Raw genomic sequence first — 18,384 nt, 5'->3', positions numbered from 1 at the left:
CTCCCGTGGGCACACCAGGGAGAGCCGGACAAGCGCTCTACTTCGCGGACCTGGGGGTCAGCTGTCGCCGCCCGCGGCGCCGGACGTGCCGGCGGTGACGTCGAGCAGGCGGTACTTCTCGACGGCCTTGCTGACGACGTCGGCCGCGATCTCGCCACGGCGGGCCAGGACCTGCAGCGTCCGGACCACCATCGACGGCCCGTCGATGAGGAAGTGCCGCCGCGCGGCGGCCCGGGTGTCGGAGAACCCGAAGCCGTCGGCCCCGAGCACCGCGTAGTCGCCGGGGACCCAGGCGCGGATCTGATCGGGCACCAGGTGGTCGTAGTCGCTGGTGGCGACGAACGGCCCCTGGGCGCCGGACAGCTTCTCGGTGACGTACGGCGTGCGCATCGGCGCCGACGGGTCGACGAGGGAGTCGTGCTCGGCCGCGAGCGCGTCGCGACGCAGCTCGTTCCAGCTGGTCACGGACCACACGTCGGCGGAGACGCCCCAGTCCTCCCTGAGGAGCTGCTGCGCCTCGAGCGCCCACGGCACACCCACGCCGGAGGCGAGGAGCTGGGCCTTGGGGCCTTCGGCGTCCGACACCGAGATGCGGTGGATGCCGCGCTTGATGCCCTCGATGTCGACGTCCTCCGGCTCGGCCGGCTGGATCATCGGCTCGTTGTACACCGTGAGGTAGTACATGACGTCCTGGTCGCGGCCGTCGGAGCCGTCGCCGTACATGCGCTCGATGCCGTCCCGCACGATGTGCCGGATCTCGTACCCGTAGGCCGGGTCGTACTGCACGATCGCGGTGTTGGTGCCGGCGATGAGCGGGCTGTGCCCGTCGGCGTGCTGCAGGCCCTCACCCGTGAGGGTGGTGCGGCCCGCGGTGGCGCCGATGATGAAGCCGCGCGTCATCTGGTCGCCCGCCGCCCAGAACTGGTCGCCCGTGCGCTGGAAGCCGAACATCGAGTAGAAGATGTAGACCGGGATCATCGGCTCGCCGTGCGTGGCGTACGACGTGCCCACCGACTGGAACGCGGCGGCGGAACCGGCCTCGTTGATGCCGGTGTGCATGATCTGGCCGGACTCGGACTCCTTGTAGCTGAGCATGAGCTCGCGGTCCACGGCGAGGTAGTTCTGGCCGAGCGTGTTGAAGATCTTGGCGCTCGGGAAGATCGAGTCGAGGCCGAAGGTGCGGGCTTCGTCCGGGATGATCGGCACGATGCGGTTGCCGAAGTCCTTGGCCTTGAAGAGGTCCTTGAGCAGCCGCACGAACGACATGGTCGTCGCGACGTGCTGCGTGCCGGAACCCTTCTTCAGCAGCTCGTAGGTCTTGTCCTCCGGCAGCGGGAGCGTCTTCTTCGCGGTGCGGCGCTCCGGCACGAAGCCACCGAGCTGACGGCGGCGCTCCTGCATGTACTGGATCTCGGGCGAGTCGGCACCGGGGTGGTAGTACGGCGGCAGGTACGGGTCGGCCTCGAGCTCGGCGTCCGAGATCGGGATGCGGAGCGAGTCGCGCAGCGTCTTGAGGTCGTCGCCCTTGAGCTTCTTCATCTGGTGCGTCGCGTTGCGCCCGGCGAAGCCGGAGCCCAGGCCGTAGCCCTTGACGGTGTGCGCCAGGATGATCGTCGGCTGGCCCGTGTGCGCCCGCGCCGCCGAGTAGGCCGCGTAGAGCTTGCGGTAGTCGTGCCCGCCGCGCTTCATGTTCCAGATGTCCTCGTCGGTCATGTTCTCGACGAGGGCCTTCGTGCGCGGGTCGCGCCCGAAGAAGTGCTCGCGGATGAACGCGCCGGACTCCGCGCGGTAGGTCTGGTAGTCACCGTCCGGGGTGACGTTCATCAGGTTGACCAGCGCGCGGTCCTTGTCGGCGTTGAGCAGGGCGTCCCACTCGCGGCCCCACACGACCTTGATGACGTTCCAGCCGGCGCCCTTGAACTGGGCCTCCAGCTCCTGGACGATCTTGCCGTTGCCGCGTACCGGCCCGTCGAGGCGCTGCAGGTTGCAGTTCACGACGAACGTCAGGTTGTCCAGCTGCTGCTGGGCGGCGTGCTGGATCATGCCGCGGCTCTCGGGCTCGTCCATCTCGCCGTCGCCGAGGAAGGCCCAGACGTCCTGCTGGCTGGTGTCCTTGATCCCGCGGTTGTGCAGGTACTTGTTGGTCCAGGCCTGGTAGATCGCCGACGCCGGGCCGAGGCCCATGCTGACGGTCGGGAACTCCCAGAAGTCCTGCATGAGGCGCGGGTGCGGGTAGGACGGCAGGCCGCCACCCGGGTGCGACTTTTCCTGGCGGAACCCGTCGAGCTGGTCCGCGGACAGCCGGCCCTCGAGGTACGCCCGGGCGTAGACGCCGGGGGAGGCGTGGCCCTGGAAGTAGATCTGGTCACCGCCGCCCGGGTGGTCCTTGCCGCGGAAGAAGTGGTTCAGGCCCACCTCGTACAGCGTCGCCACGGACGCGTACGAGGAGATGTGCCCGCCGACGCTGAGGCCTTCGCGCTGGGCGCGGGTCACCATGACCGCCGCGTTCCAGCGGATCCACGAGCGGTAACGGCGCTCCATGACCTCGTCGCCCGGGAAGTACGGCTCCTCGTGCACACCGATGGTGTTCACGTAGGGCGTCGCCATCGACGCGGGGATGCTCACACCACGCTCTCGCGCCCGCCGCAGCAGGTTGAGCATGACGTACCGGGCGCGGGGTCCGCCCTTGTCGTCGATCAGCCCGTCGAAGGACTCGACCCATTCCTCGGTCTCGGCCGGGTCGATGTCAGGTACGGCGCTGAGCAGACCGTTGATCAGCGGTCCGGTCTCGTCAAACGAAGCCACCAGCAACCTCTCTCGGTGTCGCGCGGCGCGGTCGCGGTTCGCGCTCCCCGCCGCCTCGTCAGGACCCGTCGCGTCGGCGGTAGCGTCACCACAGCTGGGGTTGCGGCTGTGCACGCCCACGCACAGGTGGTCCTATCCATTCTGTCCCCTCACAGCGTGCGCTCACACCATAGGGGGGTCAAGAGTGCGTGATCTGCGTTACGTCTGTGGTGGTTCGCGCCAGAATTGATACGCAGTATCGCAATGATGAGACTGGGTGCGTGACCGGCCCGTTGCCGAGGTCTCATCAATTCATCAAAAGGACACCACGCGACCTGGTTGCGAGGCATGGCCGGGGTGCGTGCACTACCTTTGGCGACGGAGGGCCTGACGGAGGGCCGACAGAACAGGCTACGACCCGGCTGCCAGTGCCGGACAGAGAGAGGGACGATCAACCAAGTGAGCACGGACACCCAGGGCGCCGGGCGCCTCGGTTTCGAGGCCGGCCAGGTGGTGCAGGAATTCGGCTGGGGAGACGACGTCGACGACGCGCTCCGGGCCGACATCGAAAAGATCATCGGTAGCGAGCTGGAGGACGAGGACTTCGGCGACGTGACCGACGGCGTCATCCTGTGGTGGCGGGAGGACGACGGAGACCTCACCGACGCGCTGGTCGATGTCCAGACCGTCCTCGACGACGGCGGTCTCATCTGGATCTTCACGCCCAAGCCCGGGCGCGACGGCGAAGTGGGCCACAGCGACATCCAGGAGGCGGCGACCACCGCCGGCCTGCAGACCACCAGCACCTTCGCCATCGCGGAGGACTGGTCCGCGACCCGGCTCGCATACCGGGGCCGCGGCAAGTGACGACCTGACAGGACGCGAGCCATGACCGAGCCTTCCACCGTTGTGTCGAGCGCCGTGTCGAGCGCCGTGTCGACAGCGCCCGTGGTGTCGCTGAAGCCGGGTGACCCCGCACCCGACTTCACGCTCCCCGACACGCACGGCACCCCGACCACGCTGTCGGACCTGCGCGGGGCGCCGGTGCTCGTCGTCTTCGTGCCGTTCGCCTTCTCGGGCACGTGTACCACCGAGCTGTGCGAGCTGCGCGACAACATCGAGGACTTCGAGACCGCCGGCGTGCGGCTCCTCGCCGTGTCGACCGACGCGGTCTTCACGCTCAAGGCGTGGCAGGCGGCCGAGGGCTACCAGTTCGACCTGCTGTCCGACTTCTGGCCGCACGGCGAGGTCGCGCGCTCCTATGGTGTGTTCGACGAGGGCTCCGGGATCGCGCTGCGCGGGACGTTCCTGATCGACGCCGACGGGATCGTCCGCTGGTGCGTGGTGAACCCGCGTGGTCAGGCGCGGGACCTGGAGGACTACCGGGTGGCGGTCGCGGAGATCTGATCCTGCCCCGATCGAGGGCCGGGCCGGAAAAGTAGGGCCGGTTGGGCCGTGGGCCAGGTATTGTGGTCCGCTGCCGGGGCTCGTAGCTCAGCTGGTTAGAGCGCCACGTTTACACCGTGGATGTCGGGGGTTCGAATCCCTCCGGGCCCACCTAGTGCCGGTTGGTATCTGGCCTGCTCAGAGGCCGTTTTCGCTCGTAGACGCGAGCGGACAGTTAGCTCAGCGGTACTGGCTCGCCTGGCTCTCGTACAGCGCCGCGTACGCGCCAACGGATTCCATGAGGTCCCGGTGCGACCCGGGCGAACCTCCACACGAGCGCCGCTGTACGGAAGCACCTCGAGCAGTTCTGTGTAGCGGTCGTCCGACCGGTTGACCAAGCACAGTTCATGCCCGCTGTCGACCTTCACCAACGTCCAACCCTCAGAGGTCGTGAACGTCTGACGGTAGAAGTCGAGAAGGGCAGGCAACGATCCATCTTGGATATCTATCACCTCGCTGCGGCGCTACCTCGACGAGCGCTTCCCGAACACGGAAGGCTTCGCGCTGGAAGTGGCTGAACAGTCTCCGAAGGGCCTAGGCGCCAAGCTGGTCACCGAAAGCCTTCCGGATCAGGTCCATCGGAATCTCAACGAGGGTCCCGTGCGCCGGGATCGTCAGACCGTGATCTGCCAGCGTCTCACCCTGCACCAAGATTGTGCCCCGGTCGCGGTTCGCGACGCGAATTTGCGAAATATTAACATGATCGCAACTAAAGCCCGAGTTTCAGCACGTCTGCGTAGCAAGCACAGGGCTTGATCGTCAAGAAGAACACCCGATTTGCACAACATTTATCCTGTCCCTGTCAGGGAGTGGTTTTCACTGCTCGGGTGGCGGTCTGATGGCTCCACTGCGGAACGAGGAAGTGCCCAGGGCCAGGCAGCTGGTCGTCCTCGTTCCGCTTTTGCTGTGCCCAGAGTGGTGGTTCGGAAGGGAACCGTCGCCTGACTCTGAACGACACAGGGAGTCGTCGTGAGCGCTCTGACCACCCAACGTCTGTCCTTCTCCAGCGACCTCGTGTCGGCCGTCGTGCTGCGTGACGCGGTAGAGGTCCCGATCACCGAGCGCAGCGTCGTCGTGAACTGTGCGATGACGGACGCGTTCACCGGCACCGCGCAGCTCGCGCCCCTGCCGCCACTCAGCTCCACGATCGTCTCCGCCGGAACGGTCACCGGTGAGCTGGTCGTCGTTGTTGTCCCACGGGACAGCGCCGACACGGAACAGCTTGCCCGCAAGCACGGCTGGCTCGACTTCTACGGCAGTGGAGGCCCGGTCCTGCTGAAGTCGTCGCAGGACACGATCGGCACGGTGGAGATAGACCGCCGGGTCATTCTCCGCCAGATCGGGCTGCCATCGGGCCCGGCACCCTTCACTGTCCGGGCCAACCTCTGGTTCAGCCCCGCGGGGACCGACTGCGGGATCCACAACGTCCATCCGTTCATCGAGGTGCACACCCAGATCAGCGGGTACGGCCGCATGCAGAAGTTCGATGCAAATGACCACGCGAGCCTCTACGAGGACCAGCAGCTCAGCCCTGGCACCACGAACCCGGTTCCGTTCTGCATCGACCGGGACAGCGAGCTGGTCTACCCGTGGCACCAGTACCGGGCGGACACGGACTGCCTCTGGCTCGCCCTCGAGTACCACGAAGCCTGACGCCCTTCTCTCGCACCGCCTTCCCCAGCGCTACGTCCATGTCGTCGGTGACCAGCCGGTCTCCTTTGGCGTACCTCAAAACAGGCAGGAGCAGCCCATGAAGACTCTCGGCATCGTTTTTGGCACCCGTCCCGAAGCTGTCAAGCTGGCACCGATCATCCGCGCCCTCCGGGACGACCCCCGTTTCCGTACCGTGCTCATCTCCACCGGCCAGCACCGCGAGATGCTCGACAGCACGCTCGAGGAGTTCCGCATCACGCCGGACGTGAACCTCCGAGTCATGAAGGACGGGCAGACGCTCTCCGAGGTCACCTACAGGATCCTTGAGAGCTTGTGCGCCGGTAGGCACCTCGACGACCTCGACGCCGTCCTGGTGCACGGCGACACCGCGACCACCCTCGCCGGTGCCCTCGCCGGGCTCCATGCCCAGGTGCCGATCGTCCATGTCGAGGCCGGGTTGCGGAGCGGCAACAACGCGTCGCCGTTCCCCGAGGAAGCCAACCGCAAGCTCGTCGGTCAGATCGCGGCGCTCCACCTCGCCGCGACCCCCGGCAACCATGCCAATCTCATCCGGGAAGGCGTCAGGGAGAGCGCGATCACCGTCACCGGCAACACCATCGTCGACGCGCTCGCCTGGGGCATGCAGAACCTGCACTCCTACGGCGACCCGCGTCTGGACGACCTCGACGATGACCCGCGCCGGGTCGTCCTCGCCACCACGCACCGCCGGGAGAGCCACGGTCGGCCCATGCAGGAGATTGCCGAGGCGTTGGCCGACATTGCCACCCGCGACGACGTCCGCGTGGTCGTCCCGCTGCATCTCAACCCGAGGGTCCGCTCGGTGATGCTGCCTGTGCTGTCGGGCATCGAAAACATCGACCTTGTCGACCCGCTCCCGTACCTGTCGTTCTGCCGCCTCCTGAGCCGCAGCGACATCATCCTTTCCGACAGCTCCGGCGCGGAGGAGGAGGGGCCCGCGCTCGGCAAGCCCACCCTGGTGCTCCGTGAGATCACGGAACGCAGCGAGTCGATCTTGACCGGGTCCTCACGCCTTGTCAGCCGTTCCCGCGGCCAGATCGTCGCCGAGGTGCAGCGGCTCCTCAACGATCCGGTCGCGTACGCGGAGATGTCGAACGCCATCAATCCGTACGGCGACGGCCGGGCAACCGGTCGCACCGTCGCAGCGATCGCGAACTACTTCGGCATGGGCCCTGCAGTGACGCCGTTCGTGCCCGGTGCTGACGTGGTTCGGTCGGTCGCATGACGGGGGCCAACCGCCTGCCTGCCGGACTGGTCGCGCTCGCCCTCGGCGGCTTCGGCATCGGACTGACCGAGTTCGTCATCCTTGGGCTCCTGCCCGAGGTGGCGGCCGACTTCCGGGTGACCATCCCGCAGGCCGGGTACCTCGTATCGGGCTATGCACTCAGCGTCGCGGTGGGCGGCGTGCTCGTCACCGCCGGTACCGCCCACCTCCGGCCCAAGCGCGTACTGGTCGGCCTGATGGTGCTCTTCATCATCGGGAACTTCCTCTCCGCGATCGCCGACACGTACGCGGTGATGATGGCCGGCCGGGTCGTCGCGGCGCTCTGTCATGGCGCGTTCTTCGGTATCGGGTCCGTCCTTGCCGCCTCCCTCGTCCCGGCGCACCGGAAGGCGCAGGCGATCTCGATCATGTTCCTCGGCCTGACGCTCGCAAACGTCCTCGGCGTCCCGGTCGGCACCTTCCTGGGCCAGGGCCTCGGGTGGCGGTCCACGTTCTGGACGATCACCGCGATCGGTGTGGTCGCGCTCCTGGGGCTCGTGGCGTTCATCCCTGACCGGCCCGCCGACGCCCGTCCGCCAGGGCAGCTCCGGCGCGAGCTCGCGGCCTTCCGGAACGGTCAGGTCTGGCTCTCGATCCTCGTCACCGTGTTCGGGTTCGGCGCGATGTTCGGCGCCTTCACCTACATCGCACCGATCCTCACGGAGGTTTCCGGGTTCTCGGACAGTGCGATCCCGTGGCTGCTCGTGCTCTTCGGCGTCGGCCTGTTCGTCGGCAACCTCGCCGGTGGCCGGGCCGCCGACCAGAACCTCGACCGCACCCTGCTGACACTGCTCGGCTCGCTGACCGTCGTCCTGATCGGCTTCGCCCTCGTCGTCGGCAACCCCTGGACCGCGGGCGCTGCCCTGTTCCTCCTCGGCGCGGTCGGCTTCGCGTCCGTGCCCGGCATGCAGATGCGTGTCCTGGAGTTCGCCGCCGCCGCGCCGACTCTTGCGTCCGGCGTGAACATCAGCGCCTTCAACCTCGGCAACGCCATCGGCGCCTGGATCGGTGGGATAACCATCACCGCCGGGCTCGGATACCGGTCGCCGATCGTGGTCGGCGTCGCCCTCGCCGCCGTCGCGCTGGCCGTCATGGCAGTCGCGGCGAGCTCCCACCGTCGCTTCGTCATGAACCAGGCGACGGCTTCACTGACCTGCCCCATCAGCGCTCACTGACGAAAGGCACTGGCATGACCACACCGATCGTTCGCAGCACCGCAGCACCGAAGTTGGCAGTCACCGAACCAGCCTTCGACTCCGAGACCGTTACCGACTTCCTCCGCGACGGCTACTGGCTCGAGGCATGCGACATCGACGGAGACGGCAACCTCGACCTCGTCGGCTACGGCCTCAACGTCGGCGAGATCTACTGGTACCAGAACCCGACCTGGCAGAAGCGGCTCGTGGTGGACAAGATCAAGGAGCCGGTCGGGGCCGGCTTCGGGGACATCACCGGCAACGGCCTGCCCGACCTGGTCGTCTGTTATCAGCTCTACGGCCCCGGCGGCACGATCCATCACGCCGACGGCGAGGGCGGGAAAATCGACTGGCTCGAGAACCCCGGAGACCCCACCGTCAGCACGGAGAACTGGAAGCGGCACTACGTCGGTCGGGCGACCGGCATGCACCGGCTCCGGGTCGGCCACTTCTCGCGCACTGACCGTCTCCAGATCATGGGGTTCCCGATCGTCGCTGTCGAGGACGTGCACGCCGTCCTCCCGGTGATGCTGTTCACCCAGCCCGACGACCCCACCGACGAGTGGGACGCCGAGGTGATCAGCCGCACGGACTTCCGCATGATCCATGGCGTGGCCCGCAAGTCCGGGCTCATCCCGGGCTCGCCCCTCGACTCGATCCTCATGGCGTCCGACGAGGGCGTCTCCTGGCTGTACTTCGACGAGGACGCCGGTTCGTTCGCGTCGGAGCACATCGGCGACGGCGAGACCGGCCAGTTCGAGCAGACCACGTTCAAGGGCTCCGGCGACCTGGACGGCGGCCGCGTCGGGGACGACCCGCTCGCCTACGTCGCTGCGATCGAGCCGTTCCACGGCAACACCGTGGCCGTGTACACCCGGTCAACCAAGGACGCCGAGGCGTCCGTGTGGCGCCGGCACCTGCTCGACATCTACGGCGACCCGAACGAGAACGGAGAGGGCCCCGGGCACACAGTCATGTGCCGCGACTTCGACGGCGACGGCGACGACGAGTTCCTCGTCGGGCTCCGCGGCCCGGAGCCGTGGCAGGGCGCCTACTACTACAAGGTCGTCGACCTCGAGAAGGGCCTGTTCGTGAAGTGGAAGGTGTCGGGCGAGTCGATCGCCCGCATCGTCGCCGGCGACTTCGGCAACCGCGGCGTGGACGACTTCGCCACCATCTCGTACTCCGTACAGCACTACTTCGTCGCACCGAAGGCGGAGATCACCCTCCACCGCAATCTCACCCCGCAGCAGGAGGAAGCCTGAGATGCCCGCGAAGATGACCGAGCCCCGCAAGGACACGCAGGACCGCTCCCCGGTCGACCGTCGGGCATTCCTGCTCGGCGCCGCCGGCACGGCCGCCGCAGGAGCGATGGTTGCGCTCGAGCCGGCGAGCCCGGCGGCGGCGGCCGCGGCCGACGTCGCCACAAGGTTCGGGGCTGTGGCCCGGAACGGCGCTGACTCCGTCGGCGCGGTCGTCACCGCGTCCGACTCCCGGTACTTGGATATGAAGACCGGCAACAATGCCCGGTTCGTCGCCACGCCGGACTACGTCCGCCTCATCACCTCCGCCCGGGACGCCGAGTCGGCCGTCCGCGCAGCGGTCCGGACCGGGAAGAAGGTGTCCGTCCGAAGCGGCGGCCACTGCTTCGCCGACTTCGTCTGCAACCCCGACGTCGAGGTCATCCTCGACCTGTCCACGATGACGGACGTCTTCTACGACCCCGCGATGCGCGCGTTCGCCGTCGAGCCCGGGGCCCGGCTGTTGAGCGTCTACGAGAAGCTGTTCAAGGGGTGGGGCGTCACCATCCCGGGCGGCATCTGCTACAGCGTCGGCGTCGGCGGGCACATCGCCGGCGGCGGCTACGGTCTGCTCACCCGCGCGCACGGGCTGGTGGTCGACCACCTCTACGCCGTCGAGGTCGTCACCGTGGACGCGCGGAACACCGTCCGGACTCACGTCGCCACCCGCGACTCCCAGGGGGCGCTCGGCGACCTGTGGTGGGCTCACACGGGTGGCGGGGGCGGGAACTTCGGGATCGTCACCAAGTACTGGTTCCGTTCGCCCGGGGCCACCGGTTCCAACCCGTCCGACCTGCTCGTGCGGGCACCGTCGAGGGTGCTGGTCAGTGCTCTGACCTTCCCCTGGGACCAGGTGGACGAGACAGAGTTCCGGCGCCTGATGACCAACTGGAACGCGTGGCACGAGCGGTACAAGGACCCGGGCACGCCGGAGTCGAACCTGTCCAGCCTGTTCAACCTGAGCCACCGGGCGAACGGCAGCCTGGGGATGTTCACCCAGATCGACGCGGACGCTCCGGACGCGACCGGCGTCCTCGAGCGGTTCATCGGCGCGATCACGGACGGGGTGAACGTGAGCACCGCGCCGATGGCCGCGCCGTCGGGCGAGCTCCCGCCGATGCCGGCCTTCTACGAGACCCAGGAGGTCTCCTGGATGCAGGCGACCCGCACCGTCGGGACCAACAATCCGACCATCACCAATCCGACCAGCCGAGGGGCGCACAAGTCCGCCTACTTCAAGAAGGGGTTCACGTCCGAGCAGCTCAGCGTGATGTGGGCCCAGCTGACCCGGCCGGACTTCACCAACCCCGACACGATGATGGTGGTCTTCTCGTTCGGCGGGCAGGTCAACGCCGTGGCGGAGGACGCGACGGCGAACGCCCAGCGGGACTCGATCTTCAAGATCTGCCTGCAGACGTTCTGGCAGGACGAGGCGGAGGACGACTTCTACCTTGGCTGGGAGCGAGAGACCTTCGAAGCGATGTTCGCCGGCACGGGCGGTGTGCCGGTCCCGGATGAGCAGGTGGACGGCTGCTACATCAACTACCCGGATGTGGACATGGCAGATCCGGCGAGGAACCGTTCGGGCGTGCCCTGGTCGACCCTCTACTACAAGGGCAACTACGCCCGCCTGCAGCGCACGAAGCAGGCGTGGGATCCCACGAACTACTTCACCCACAGCCTCGGCATCGAGCTGCCGGAAGGGAGTTGATCGACCATGAGCAACGAGGTCTCGACCCCGATGCGGCCGCCGAAGCTGCCGTCGCTCACTGGACTGCGGTTCTTCGCCGCCCTCCTGGTGTTCGGGTTCCACATCACCCTGTCGGCGTCGCCGATTCCGCCCAACGATCCGATCAACCCGTTCGCCGACCCGGTTGTCGCTTCGGCCGCCGAGCGGGTGTTCGTGACAACCGGGTACATCGGAGTGTCGTTCTTCTTCGTGCTGAGCGGATTCCTCCTGGCGTGGGCCGCTAGGCCCGGGGAGAGCATGGTGCTGTTCTGGCGGCGCCGGATCGTGAAGATCTTCCCGAACCACCTCGTCATGTGGACCCTGGCGATGATCCTGTTCGCGGCGGCCATCACCCCGGTGCACGCGTCGGTGCTGAACTTCTTCCTGCTGAGCGCGTACTCGCCGGACGGCGCGGTCAACGTCGCGGTGAACCCACCGTCGTGGACCCTCTGCATCGAGCTGCTGTTCTACATGCTGTTCCCGTTGTTGATACTCGGCATTCGCAAGATCCCCGGCAACCGTCTGTGGTTCTGGGCGTCGATGATGGTGGTGGGGATGATCCTCATCCAGATCGTCAACCTGACGCTCATCCCTGACACGCCGAAGTCCGCGATCACGCCGGTGTCGTCGTACCAGTTCTGGTTCGGCTACATCTTCCCGCCGTCCAGGCTGTTCGAGTTCGTGCTCGGCTCGATCCTCGCTCGAATCGTCATCGAGCACCGCTGGCCGGCGATCCGCGCCTGGCACACCCTGCTCGTCTGCGTGGCCGGATACGCCCTGGTGAACGCGGTGCCGTTCGTGTGGACGTTCAACGTCGCGACGATCATCCCGATCGCGATGCTGATCGCCACGGTGGCTGCCGGTGACGCAGCGGGCAAGCGCAGCTTCTTGCAGTCCCGGCCGATGCAATGGCTGGGCGACACCTCGTTCGGGTTCTACCTCTGCCAGGGCGTCGTGATCTTCTGGGCACGGCAGGCGATGGACAACGCTACGTTCCCGACCCCGGTCGCACTCCTCGTGGTCGCCGGATTTCTCGGGCTCACCATCCTCGGCGGCTGGGCGCTGTACTCCCTGGTCGAGAAGCCGATGATGGACCGGTTCGCCAGACCACGCCGGACCCCCGCCCGAGTGGCCGTCGTGCCTGTTCACCACCGGGCCTGACCGCGCGGGAAGGCCGGGCCTCGTCCGAGGCCCGGCCTTTTCCGGATAGGTGGCTCGTGGAGCGTGCCGCAGCTCAGCGAGTCACGCGCGAGGTCGTGCCGATCGTCGTCTCGACGCCGCGGCCGAGGAGGTCGAGCGCCTCGGACCCGGGGCCGTGGTCGGGGGTGTACATCAGGACCCGATGACCGGAGTCGTCCGGCGGGGTGAGCACCTCGAAGTTGAGCTCGAAGTCGCCAACCTCAGGGTGCCGGAACTCCTTCACGCCGGACACGCACCTCTCCACGGGGTGCTTGGCCCACAACTTGCAGAACTCCGGGCTCTTCACGGTCAGCTCCCCGACGAGAGCGGTCAGCCCGGGATCCTCCGGGCTCCTGCCACCGAGGACACGGAGCGACGCCACAGCGCGCACGGCCTCCTCCTGCCACCTGACGTATAGCTCCTTGGTGTGCTCGTCGAGGAACAGCATCCGCGTCATGTTCGGCCGGTCCGGGACGCGGCTCGGGCTAACGACGTCGAGGTGGCCAGCAACGAGCCGGTGCCCGAGCGCGTTCCAGCCGAGGACCTCGCTGCGTCGACCGATGATGACTGCCGGCGTTCCATGCAAAGAGTTGATCAGCCGGAGCGTCCCGGTGCGGGCATGGTCAGGCCGCACCGCGGCCCGTCGCTTGTTGGCCTGCGTCGGCCGGGCCACGTTGAACAGATGTGCCTGCTCGTCCGGCGTCAGGTTAAGCGCCCGGGCGATCGAGGCGATCACCGCGTCCGACGCGTTAGTGCTTAGCCCCTGCTCAAGACGTGAGTAGTAGGTCGGACTGACCCCGGCCAGCATCGCGAGTTCCTCACGACGTAGCCCCGGCACCCTGCGTACGCCGAAGCCCTGCAGTCCGACGTCCTCGGGTTGCAGGGCGGCGCGGCGGACACGAAGGAATCTCCCCAGCTCGTTCGGCCCATTCATCCCCTCATGTTCCCAGCCGAGACCCCGTCCTGCCTATCCCTGTCAGTGACAGGCAGGACGGGGTGTGGCTGTCGTCGGTGCCGGACAGGATCGTTGATCCAGAAATTCATCCACCCCACGGGCCGCACCATGCCCGTGCTCGAAGAAAGGTTCCCCGTGACCACGGACCAGACAGCAGATCGCGACACCATCGGCGTGGCCGAACCGGCTCCGGGCGGCCTGATGACGGGCACACAGCGCGTAGCACTCATCGTCCTGCTCACCGCGAGCTTCACGCTTGCTGTCGACTTTTCCATCCTCAACGTGGCGCTCCCCAGCATCGGGGCGGACGTCGGGTTCGGCATCGAGAACCTGCAGTGGATCGCCACCGCGTTCGCACTCTGCTCCGCAGGGCTCACTCTTCTCATGGGACGCGTCGCCGATATCGCAGGGCGCCGCCGCATGTTCCTGATCGGGATGGTGCTCCTCGGCGTCGGGTCCGTCGTCGGCGGGCTCGCCACCACCCCGGCGGTGCTGCTCGTCGCCCGCGTCGCGCAAGGGATCGCTACAGCGATCGTGGTGCCGGCAGCGCTTGCACTCCTGATCGGCGCGTTCCCTGAGGGGCGCGCGCGTGACAAGGCGCTCGGCCTGAACGGGTCGTTGATGGCTGCCGGCTTCACCACCGGTGCGATCCTCGGCGGTCTCCTGACCGACCTGCTGTCCTGGCGGTGGGCATTCTTCATCAACGTGCCGATCGCGATCGCGGTCCTCGTTGTGGCGCCGATCGTGCTCCAGGACAGCCGATCCGCGCAGCGCACCCGGCTCGACGTCCCTGGCGCCGTTTTCGTCACGCTAGGCCTGCTTTCGCTCGTATTCGGTCTCACCCGCGCTGCCGAGACGTCATGGACCGACCCGGTCACGCTGGTCGCGCTCGCGGCCGCGGCAGGCCTCCTCGTGGTGTTCGTGCTCGTCGAGCGGCAGTCGGAGTTCCCGTTGGTGCCGCTCGGGATGCTCGCGCGGTCGAACGTGGCGTGGGGGAACATTGCGGGGGCGCTCGCGTTCCTCACCGAGACCTCGCTGGTTTTCCTTCTCACCTTGTATCTGCAGGAGGTCCTCGGCTACACGCCGCTCGGCGCGGGCCTGGCGTTCGCTGTGCTCGGCATCGGCACCGTGATCGGTGGCCTCGTCGGCCCTCGGGTGATCGGCAGGTTCGGGAACAAGGCCGCCATCGTTGGAGGATTCCTCGTCCAGGCCGTAGCGACCCTCTCGCTCGTGCTGATCTCCGACGCTCCCGGGTCGATCTGGCTGGTCCTTGTCGCGACCTTCGTCGGGGGCGTCGCCAACCTGGTTGTCATCGTCGGGTTCATGGTGACCGCGACCTCTGGTGTACCTGGCTCCGAGCAGGGCCTCGCGACCGGGCTGACGACGATGAGCCAGCAGGTCGGCATCACGATGGGCACCCCGATCATGAGCGCCGTGTTCACCGCCGTGGTGCTCGCGAACACTGCCCCGGATGGGTCGGCGGTGCTCTCTGGTGTGACCACGGCCGTCTGGGTCAACGGCGGCATCTGCATCGCGGCCGCGCTGGCCGTGGCCGCGTTCCTCCGCGTCCGGCGGACCACCGCCTGAGCCTCAGGCGGCAGGCGGGACCAGCAACAGGGGCCTTCTACGGATGGGTAGGCGACGGGGACGTCGAGATCATCACCTGGCTGGACGACCACTCCCGCTGTCGCCGATCAACTGTCGCCTCTCGCGACCCCAGACACCTCCGCGCCCACCTCCGGGCGCACCTTGTGATGACGCGAGACATCGTTGACAGATGTCTCGCGTCATCGTTCACATCAGGGCAGCTCAGAAGAAGTCGCGCGGGTCGAATCCCTCGGCAAGGTCCGAGAGCGGCTGGCCTGCCTCGGAGACCTGGTCCCTGAGCCCTGACACGGCACCGTCAGCCGAGTTGGCGAGGCCCTCGACGCCCGCAGCGGCCTCGTCGAGAGCGCCAGTGCCGAGCTCGCCGACGCCCGCGGCGGCCTCGTCGAGAGCGCCAGTGCCGAGCTCGCCGACGCCCGCGGCGGCCTCGTCGAGAGCGCCGGTGCCGAGCTCGCCGACCGACGACGTGAGGCCTTCGACGTCGACGCCCGAGGCGAGCGCGTCGAAGTCGACGCCGAGGTTCGACGCGTTCTCCAGGAGCGGGCCGGCCAGGCTGCTGACCGCCGCACCCGCCGCGACCGCGCCCAGGACGCCCACCGCCCCCACGGCAGCTCCGGCCACGGCTCCGCCCGTGCCGACCTTCGCGAGCACCGACCGCATGGAGCCCGGTCGGCGGGCCTCCGTACGTGCGGCCGCCCGGGACAGGTCGGCGACGTCGGCCGAGCGGGGCTGCTCATGTGCCGGCAGCTCGGTCTGCATGCGCTGCAGCACCGCCTGGCGCTGCGCCGGCGTCAGCCGGGCGAACGACTCGGCGTGGATCTGCTCGATCTGGTGCGGTTCGGCGGTGCGCATGAGGTAGTCGTAGCGCGCGATGGCCTGTCGGTCGGCGTCGGCGGACGCCGGCGCGCTGGGCGGACCTTGCTGGGCGGTCGGGTATCCCTGCGGCGCGGACGCGTGGCCCGGCGCCTGTGCAGCCTGGTTGCGCCCGCTCACCGCCGCGGCCACGTCCTGGAGCGTGGACTGCCAGGACTTCTGGCCCGTTGAGCCGCCCTGCGGCGACCCCTGCTGCGTCTGTTGGCCCGTCTGGGCGTCGAGCACCTTCTTGGCGAGGCCGATCATGTTCGAGAGCTTGGACATGCGGTCCGTCCTTCCGTCGGGCTGGGGGACCACACTTCCAGGCGCTCATGAGAAGTTTGTGAGACCAGGATGAGAGTTTCACCCGGTCGCGTGAGGACGACGTTGATCCGCGACGTGGTGCTCACGGGCGCACCCCAGGGGCGGATCAAAGGATCCTGGAAGGATTCCCCAGGGAGCGAGATGCGGACCGCCCTCCCGTTGCGCTGAGATGGTGCACATGCAGAACAACTCCCGGCGCAAGGCCGACGCCGCAAGGCCCCCGATGGGATGGAACAGCTGGGACTGCTTCGGCGGGTCAGTGACCGAAGCCGAGGTGCTGGCCAACGCCGAGTACATGGCACGGCATCTGAAGCCCTACGGCTGGGACACGGTGGTCGTCGACATCCAGTGGTACGAGCCGGACGCCGGAACGCACGGCTACCAGCCGGTCTCTGACCCGGTGCTGGACGAGTGGGGGCGCCAGCTGCCGGCCCCGGGAAGGTTTCCGTCGGCTGCCGACGGCTCGTTCCGGCACCTCGCCGATCGGGTGCACGCGCTGGGCCTGAGGTTCGGGCTGCACATGATGCGCGGCATCCCGCGAAAGGCCGTCGAGCTGGACCTGCCCGTGCTCGGCGGGAACACGACGGCGGCGCAGATCGCCGACCGGGACAACGTGTGCCCGTGGAACCCGGACAACTACGGGATCGACCACTCGGTGCCCGGGGCGCAGGCGTTCTACGACTCGCAGCTCGCCCTGTTCGCCGAGTGGGGCGTGGACTTCGTGAAGCTGGACGACGTGTTGTACCCGCCGACGCAGAGCACGGAGATCGCTGCCTACTCCGAGGCGATCGACCGGTGCGGCCGGCCGATCGTGCTGAGCCTTTCCCCGGGTAAGCAGCTGTCCCTGGCGCACCTGGACGACCTGGGCAGGCACGCGGAGACGTGGCGGATCTCCGACGACCTCTGGGACGACTGGGGTCAGCTGAAGGAGATGTTCCAGCGCGCTGCGCGCTGGGCTCCGCATCAGCGTCCGGGTGCATGGGCGGACGCCGACATGCTCCCGCTGGGACGCCTGGGCGTGCGGGCGCACGTGGGTGACGCGCGAGACTCGAACCTGACCATCGACGAGCAGCGCACGATGATGAGCCTGTGGGTGATGATGCGTTCGCCCCTGATGTTCGGCGGGCACCTGCCCGACACACCGCCGGACACGCTCGAGCTGCTGCAGAACCCCGACGTCCTCGGGGTGTTGTCGAGCACCGGCAGCCGGGAGATCGTGCGGGACTGGTCCCTCGTGATCTGGCGCGCGGACTTCCCGGATCATGAGGTGTGCGCCGTGTTCTGGCTGGGTGACGAACCGGGCGAGCTCACGGTGCAGCTGTCCGACGTCGGGGCCGAGGGGCGGGAACGTGCCCGTGACCTGTGGGCCGGCGAGGACGTCGTCGTCAAGGACGACAGCGTTCGGCTGACCGTGCCGGCGCACGGAGTGCGCCTGCTTGAGCTGAGCTGAGCTGGCCGAGCTGACCCAGGTCAGGGCCGACGCCGGCGGGGGATCGCCGGCGTCGCGCCCACCTGCCTCAGTCGTTGTCGAGCACGGGTTCCCAGCATCGGGTGGTGACGCCGATGCCGTTCCACAGGTTGATCGTGAGCACGAGCGAGATGATCGCGGCGGTCTCGGCCTCGGTGAACACGTCGAGAGCGTCGTCGACGACCTGCTGAGGGACGTGGGTCTCCGCCAGGCGGGTGATGGCCTCGGTGAGTCGGAGGGCGGCCCGCTCCTGCGCCGTGAAGAACGGTGAGTCCTCCCAGATCGCCACGGCGTGGAGGCGCTGCGCGGTCGCGCCGTGCTGCACGGCCGCCTTGCTGTGCATGTCGACGCAGTACGCGCAGCCGTTCAGCTGGGAGGCGCGCAGCCGCACGAGCTCACGCAGGACGAGGTCGACGCCCGCGCGGTCGAGCTCGGCGGTGGCGGCCGCATCGAGGCTGCTCACGGCACGTGAGAACGTGGGCGCCAGTGCGTCGAAGTCCAGGCGCTGCGGGATGGGGACGAGAGTTGTCGTGGTGGTCATGGTGGAGACGCTAAGGGGAGATTGGCCCACACGTCGGGCCAATTCACA

The 18,384-nt window shown here is 68.0% G+C and carries 14 protein-coding genes and 1 tRNA gene; 11 read left to right on the top strand and 4 right to left on the bottom strand.

The window, feature by feature from the left end:
• Positions 1 to 57: 57 nt before the first annotated feature.
• Entirely contained in the window at positions 58 to 2,805 is a 2,748-nt protein-coding gene (aceE, locus tag ACFT2C_RS19225) for a pyruvate dehydrogenase (acetyl-transferring), homodimeric type (RefSeq protein ID WP_377208674.1), read from the bottom strand.
• Between the two features lie 438 nt (positions 2,806 to 3,243).
• Here aceE and ACFT2C_RS19220 point away from each other — a divergent pair, with 438 nt between their 5' ends.
• From ACFT2C_RS19220 to ACFT2C_RS19180, 9 genes are all read left to right on the top strand, one after another.
• On the top strand, positions 3,244 to 3,651 hold the full coding sequence (locus ACFT2C_RS19220; RefSeq protein ID WP_129787754.1) for a DUF3052 domain-containing protein: 408 nt from the start codon (positions 3,244 to 3,246) through the stop codon (positions 3,649 to 3,651).
• Between the two features lie 21 nt (positions 3,652 to 3,672).
• Positions 3,673 to 4,191, top strand: coding sequence for a peroxiredoxin (locus ACFT2C_RS19215; protein ID WP_377208673.1), 519 nt, complete (start codon positions 3,673 to 3,675; stop codon positions 4,189 to 4,191).
• A 76-nt stretch (positions 4,192 to 4,267) separates the two neighbouring features.
• Positions 4,268 to 4,341: transfer RNA gene (locus ACFT2C_RS19210), tRNA-Val, on the top strand.
• Between the two features lie 858 nt (positions 4,342 to 5,199).
• Entirely contained in the window at positions 5,200 to 5,883 is a 684-nt protein-coding gene (locus ACFT2C_RS19205; RefSeq protein WP_377208672.1) for a hypothetical protein, read from the top strand.
• 97 nt (positions 5,884 to 5,980) lie between these two features.
• Positions 5,981 to 7,147: a non-hydrolyzing UDP-N-acetylglucosamine 2-epimerase gene (gene wecB, locus ACFT2C_RS19200; RefSeq protein WP_377208671.1), complete on the top strand. Its 1,167-nt coding sequence runs from the start codon at positions 5,981 to 5,983 to the stop codon at positions 7,145 to 7,147.
• Between the two features lie 14 nt (positions 7,148 to 7,161).
• Positions 7,162 to 8,361: an MFS transporter gene (locus tag ACFT2C_RS19195; protein ID WP_377208677.1), complete on the top strand. Its 1,200-nt coding sequence runs from the start codon at positions 7,162 to 7,164 to the stop codon at positions 8,359 to 8,361.
• Positions 8,362 to 8,375: 14 nt separating this feature from the next.
• Positions 8,376 to 9,647 (top strand): FG-GAP repeat domain-containing protein, encoded by a 1,272-nt coding sequence (locus ACFT2C_RS19190; protein WP_377208670.1) that lies wholly within the window; start codon positions 8,376 to 8,378, stop codon positions 9,645 to 9,647.
• A 1-nt stretch (position 9,648) separates the two neighbouring features.
• Positions 9,649 to 11,394, top strand: a complete 1,746-nt coding sequence (locus ACFT2C_RS19185) for an FAD-dependent oxidoreductase (protein WP_377208669.1) — start codon at positions 9,649 to 9,651, stop codon at positions 11,392 to 11,394.
• A 6-nt stretch (positions 11,395 to 11,400) separates the two neighbouring features.
• Positions 11,401 to 12,573: an acyltransferase family protein gene (locus ACFT2C_RS19180; protein ID WP_377208668.1), complete on the top strand. Its 1,173-nt coding sequence runs from the start codon at positions 11,401 to 11,403 to the stop codon at positions 12,571 to 12,573.
• 73 nt (positions 12,574 to 12,646) lie between these two features.
• Here the strand turns inward: ACFT2C_RS19180 and ACFT2C_RS19175 are convergent, their stop codons facing one another.
• On the bottom strand, positions 12,647 to 13,525 hold the full coding sequence (locus ACFT2C_RS19175; RefSeq protein WP_377208667.1) for a helix-turn-helix domain-containing protein: 879 nt from the start codon (positions 13,523 to 13,525) through the stop codon (positions 12,647 to 12,649).
• Between the two features lie 222 nt (positions 13,526 to 13,747).
• On the opposite strand from ACFT2C_RS19175, the gene ACFT2C_RS19170 reads away from it, so the two are divergent.
• Positions 13,748 to 15,133, top strand: coding sequence for an MFS transporter (locus tag ACFT2C_RS19170; protein ID WP_377208676.1), 1,386 nt, complete (start codon positions 13,748 to 13,750; stop codon positions 15,131 to 15,133).
• 222 nt (positions 15,134 to 15,355) lie between these two features.
• Here ACFT2C_RS19170 and ACFT2C_RS19165 read toward each other — a convergent pair whose 3' ends face one another.
• Positions 15,356 to 16,288: a cation-transporting ATPase gene (locus tag ACFT2C_RS19165; RefSeq protein WP_377208666.1), complete on the bottom strand. Its 933-nt coding sequence runs from the start codon at positions 16,286 to 16,288 to the stop codon at positions 15,356 to 15,358.
• A 217-nt stretch (positions 16,289 to 16,505) separates the two neighbouring features.
• Between ACFT2C_RS19165 and ACFT2C_RS19160 the strand changes: the two genes are divergently transcribed.
• Complete coding sequence (locus ACFT2C_RS19160; RefSeq protein ID WP_377208665.1) at positions 16,506 to 17,777, top strand: glycoside hydrolase family 27 protein; 1,272 nt, start codon at positions 16,506 to 16,508, stop codon at positions 17,775 to 17,777.
• Between the two features lie 67 nt (positions 17,778 to 17,844).
• Here ACFT2C_RS19160 and ACFT2C_RS19155 read toward each other — a convergent pair whose 3' ends face one another.
• Positions 17,845 to 18,336, bottom strand: a complete 492-nt coding sequence (locus ACFT2C_RS19155; protein WP_377208664.1) for a carboxymuconolactone decarboxylase family protein — start codon at positions 18,334 to 18,336, stop codon at positions 17,845 to 17,847.
• Positions 18,337 to 18,384 lie beyond the last annotated feature (48 nt).

The sequence above is a fragment of the Promicromonospora sp. NPDC057138 genome (genome assembly GCF_042670845.1).
Lineage (GTDB): Bacteria > Actinomycetota > Actinomycetes > Actinomycetales > Cellulomonadaceae > Promicromonospora.
This window is presented reverse-complemented; position numbering and strand designations above follow the sequence as displayed.

Coding starts and splice junctions, on each gene's coding strand:
- wecB (WP_377208671.1), top strand. CDS start 5,981: ATGAAGACTCTCGGCATCGTTTTTGGCACCCGTCCCGAAGCTGTCAAG.
- ACFT2C_RS19165 (WP_377208666.1), bottom strand. CDS start 16,288: ATGTCCAAGCTCTCGAACATGATCGGCCTCGCCAAGAAGGTGCTCGAC.
- ACFT2C_RS19175 (WP_377208667.1), bottom strand. CDS start 13,525: ATGAATGGGCCGAACGAGCTGGGGAGATTCCTTCGTGTCCGCCGCGCC.
- ACFT2C_RS19170 (WP_377208676.1), top strand. CDS start 13,748: ATGACGGGCACACAGCGCGTAGCACTCATCGTCCTGCTCACCGCGAGC.
- ACFT2C_RS19160 (WP_377208665.1), top strand. CDS start 16,506: ATGCAGAACAACTCCCGGCGCAAGGCCGACGCCGCAAGGCCCCCGATG.
- ACFT2C_RS19180 (WP_377208668.1), top strand. CDS start 11,401: ATGAGCAACGAGGTCTCGACCCCGATGCGGCCGCCGAAGCTGCCGTCG.
- ACFT2C_RS19185 (WP_377208669.1), top strand. CDS start 9,649: ATGCCCGCGAAGATGACCGAGCCCCGCAAGGACACGCAGGACCGCTCC.
- ACFT2C_RS19215 (WP_377208673.1), top strand. CDS start 3,673: ATGACCGAGCCTTCCACCGTTGTGTCGAGCGCCGTGTCGAGCGCCGTG.
- ACFT2C_RS19155 (WP_377208664.1), bottom strand. CDS start 18,336: ATGACCACCACGACAACTCTCGTCCCCATCCCGCAGCGCCTGGACTTC.
- ACFT2C_RS19190 (WP_377208670.1), top strand. CDS start 8,376: ATGACCACACCGATCGTTCGCAGCACCGCAGCACCGAAGTTGGCAGTC.